Below are 3,145 nucleotides of genomic sequence, written 5' to 3' on the forward strand. Positions count from 1 at the left end.
GGACAGAGGTGATGAGTGCGTTGGAACTTGCCCGTAAAATGTCCCATGCACAGCACCCGTTGCTCGTCCTTTTTACCGACGGAGGAGATCAACTCTCGTATGAGAAAGAGTCCGCGTATGCAGAGGAAAACGGTCTCCGGGTCTGTATCGTGATGCTCGCTACATTAGGCGGGAGTACCCTCCCCTCCGAGAACGGCTCGCTCAAAGATGAAGAGGGGCACATCGTCGTAAGCTCCCGCAACGATGCGATTAACACCATCGCTGAACAAAGCGGGGGGAAAGTGATCGACGGTGCCGATGCGGACGCAGTGATAGAGTGGATCGAACGTGAACGGAGTGAAGATTTCGCAGGCGAATCTACGGTGACACGCTATAGCGAACTCTTTTATTTTCCTCTGATGCTGGGGCTGATCGCATTTGTACTGGCGTATACGAGCTTAGGGGAGAAAATAAGCAAAAAAGTATTGCCCCTTTTCGCTCTGATCGGGATCAGTGCCCATGCGGGAGTGCTCGATTATCCCTATCAAACATTAGGGAAATATGAGTATTCTCATGGAAATTATGAACGTTCGGCTCAGTGGTATTATCATATCGATTCCCCACAGGGGAAGTTCAATCGTGCGGCTTCTCTTTATAAAGGGGGAAAATATGCCGAAGCACTGGCGGTGTATCGTTCGATCCGATCCAATGATCCGATTTTCAAATCCAAAATCTTTTACAATATGGGTAACGCTCATATCCGCCTCAGCGAGTTTGAAAACGCGCGTCAAGCACTGCTCAAATCGCTCACACTGCGTTATAGCCGCCAAGCCGATCAGAACCTAAAAGCGATTGCCAGAGCGCAAGAGCCGCAATCGCTCAATGTCCGTAAAGAGAAAAAAGATCAATTCAGTTCGGATGAGAACAAACCCACAGGTGAGGGGAAGAAAACCAAAGAGGGGGGCGGATCGAATATGCAAAGTGATATTGCCTCCTCCGGTGCCGGAGATGCGGGGAAGAAGGCGCAGGCAGATCCCCGTTTTTCGACGTCACAAGGGAAAGCGGCACTGAGCTCGAAACAGTATGAATTGATCAACCAAAGGAGTGTCCATGAAACGAAGCCTTGGTAGGCTACTCGCACTGATGATCCTCAGTGTAAGCGGATGGGGAGCGACCTATCAGTGGAGGGTGCTTGAAGCACCGCAAAGCCTCTATGTCCATCAAAGCGGAGTGGTACGATATGAGTGTACTTTTTCGACCAATGCGGCGGACTATACGATCGATTTTAAACCCACCGGAAATGAAAATTATAAAGCGTCGATTTTAACCCAGCGCGACCGGATCGCAGAGGGGAAACGGGTACAGACGTTTGATGTTTTGATCACCCCTCTAAAAGAGGGAACGGTGGAAGTTGCACTGGATGCATTGATGCGCCACACGACCTTCGCTTCGATCGAGAATGCCTCCATCGGTCGCGATAACGTCAAAAAATACGATTTCGATGATGAGACAGCATATCTGCCCAAAGTACTGATTGCCGCACAAGCCAACGCAGCGGCACTCAGCGGAGAGCTATCCTTGGAAGTGAAAGTCGATAAGCGAAGTGTTGTGGCTCACGAACCGGTGCATGTGAGCCTTTACATTCGAGGAAAGGGGAATCTCGATCAGTATGTACCGTATGAGCTTAACATCAGCGGAGTGAATATTTTCGCCGAAGAGCCGATACGAGACATCATTCCTGATACGGCTGGATTTGCGGGGGAGATACGTCAGGAATTTGCCCTTGTGGGTGAACAAAGTTTTGTGATCCCAAAAATCACGATAGACGTATTTGATACACAAAGTCAGAAAATCAAACGGCTTCAAAGTGATGCAGTCGCGATCGAAGTGGCACAAGGATTCGAGCGCTCCAACCTCCTCGATCCTCCTGCCTTGCATGAGTGGAGTACTTGGATGCGATATAGCCTCTATGGTGCATTGGTACTGTTTGGAATCGCACTGGGTGAAGTGGCACGGCGGCTGTGGAAGTTGCGCCCCCGCAGAAAGATGAAGCGGTTTTACGATGAAGCCAAAAGCCCCAAAGAACTGGTGATGCTTCTCGCTCTCTCAGGGGAGAGAGCGTATGAACCGATTATTGCTGAACTCGAAGCGGGAACACTGGATTTGCGTGAAGCGAAGAAGAGATTAAGAGAAGTATAATTCCTATTTAAGCTTTAAAAGCCTATTATGAGAAATATATTTCTTATTAGGAGTGATTTTGACTTTAGAAGAACTGGGTAAAGAGATAAAACATTTACGCAAACAAAAGAAGTGGTCACAAAGTGATTTAGAAGCGTATTCGGGTATCACAAAACGGACTCTTTCTAAAATCGAAAACGGTTTTATCGATGAAGTGGGGATTAAAAAAGTAGAAAAACTTTTGACCTTGCTGGGTGTTGAATTTGCCCTCCGTCCAAAAGGTCGCCCAAGAACATTAGAAGAGTTGCAAGATGGCAGATAAACTCAAAGTCTATACCAACAAAACACTCAGCGGTGAACTCTCAAAAGAAGATGGCAACTATATTTTTAATTATTTGAGCGATTCAAAAGAGTTAGTCAGTCTCACTATGCCGATTCGAGCTGAGAGTTGGGTGAGTAAATCACTTCATCCCATTTTTCAGATGAATATGCCCGAGGGTGCACTCAAAGATGCGATAAAAAATCACTTTGCAAAAATAGTAAGCATGGATGAGATTAACCTCCTTAAACTCATCGGTCCTTATATGTTGGGTCGTGTAAAATTTGAAAAAATCATCAGTGACACGGATGTTTTAGAACTTGAAGAGATCGTCCACTCCTCTAAACAAAACCTTTTTAATGAGCTGATGGAGAAGTTTGCTATTCGTTCAGGTGTCTCAGGGGTACAACCTAAATTGCTCATGGGCGCACACAACAAAACAACCATGAAATTCGAGCATTACATCGTGAAATCATGGGAAAAAGAGTATCCAAATCTCGCTCTCAATGAATATTTTTGCATGAGAGCGATTCAAAACGCACATCTGCCAACGCCGGAGTTTTATCTCAGTGATGATTATTCGATGTTTATTATGAAACGATTTGATGTCAAAGAAGAGGGGACTTATCTCGGATTCGAGGATATGTGTGTACTCAGTGGCAGAGGAAC

The 3,145-nt window shown here is 46.2% G+C and carries 4 protein-coding genes; all 4 read left to right on the forward strand.

What is annotated here, in order from left to right:
- On the forward strand, window positions 1-1,109 hold a 1,109-nt coding region (locus WA010_RS01720), incomplete at its 5' end, for a VWA domain-containing protein (RefSeq protein ID WP_422555452.1).
- Window positions 1,090-2,178, forward strand: coding sequence for a hypothetical protein (locus WA010_RS01725; protein ID WP_422555453.1), 1,089 nt, complete (start codon window positions 1,090-1,092; stop codon window positions 2,176-2,178). The genes WA010_RS01720 and WA010_RS01725, both read left to right, overlap by 20 nt.
- 58 nt (window positions 2,179-2,236) lie before the next feature.
- Window positions 2,237-2,479 carry a helix-turn-helix domain-containing protein gene (locus WA010_RS01730; RefSeq protein ID WP_422555454.1) on the forward strand — a complete coding sequence of 81 codons (243 nt, stop codon included), beginning with the start codon at window positions 2,237-2,239 and terminating at the stop codon, window positions 2,477-2,479.
- A partial coding sequence (locus tag WA010_RS01735; RefSeq protein WP_422555455.1) for a type II toxin-antitoxin system HipA family toxin occupies window positions 2,469-3,145 on the forward strand: 677 nt, incomplete at its 3' end. The genes WA010_RS01730 and WA010_RS01735, both read left to right, overlap by 11 nt.

Origin of the sequence: Sulfuricurvum sp. (assembly GCF_049305995.1) — a bacterium.
Lineage (GTDB): Bacteria > Campylobacterota > Campylobacteria > Campylobacterales > Sulfurimonadaceae > Sulfuricurvum.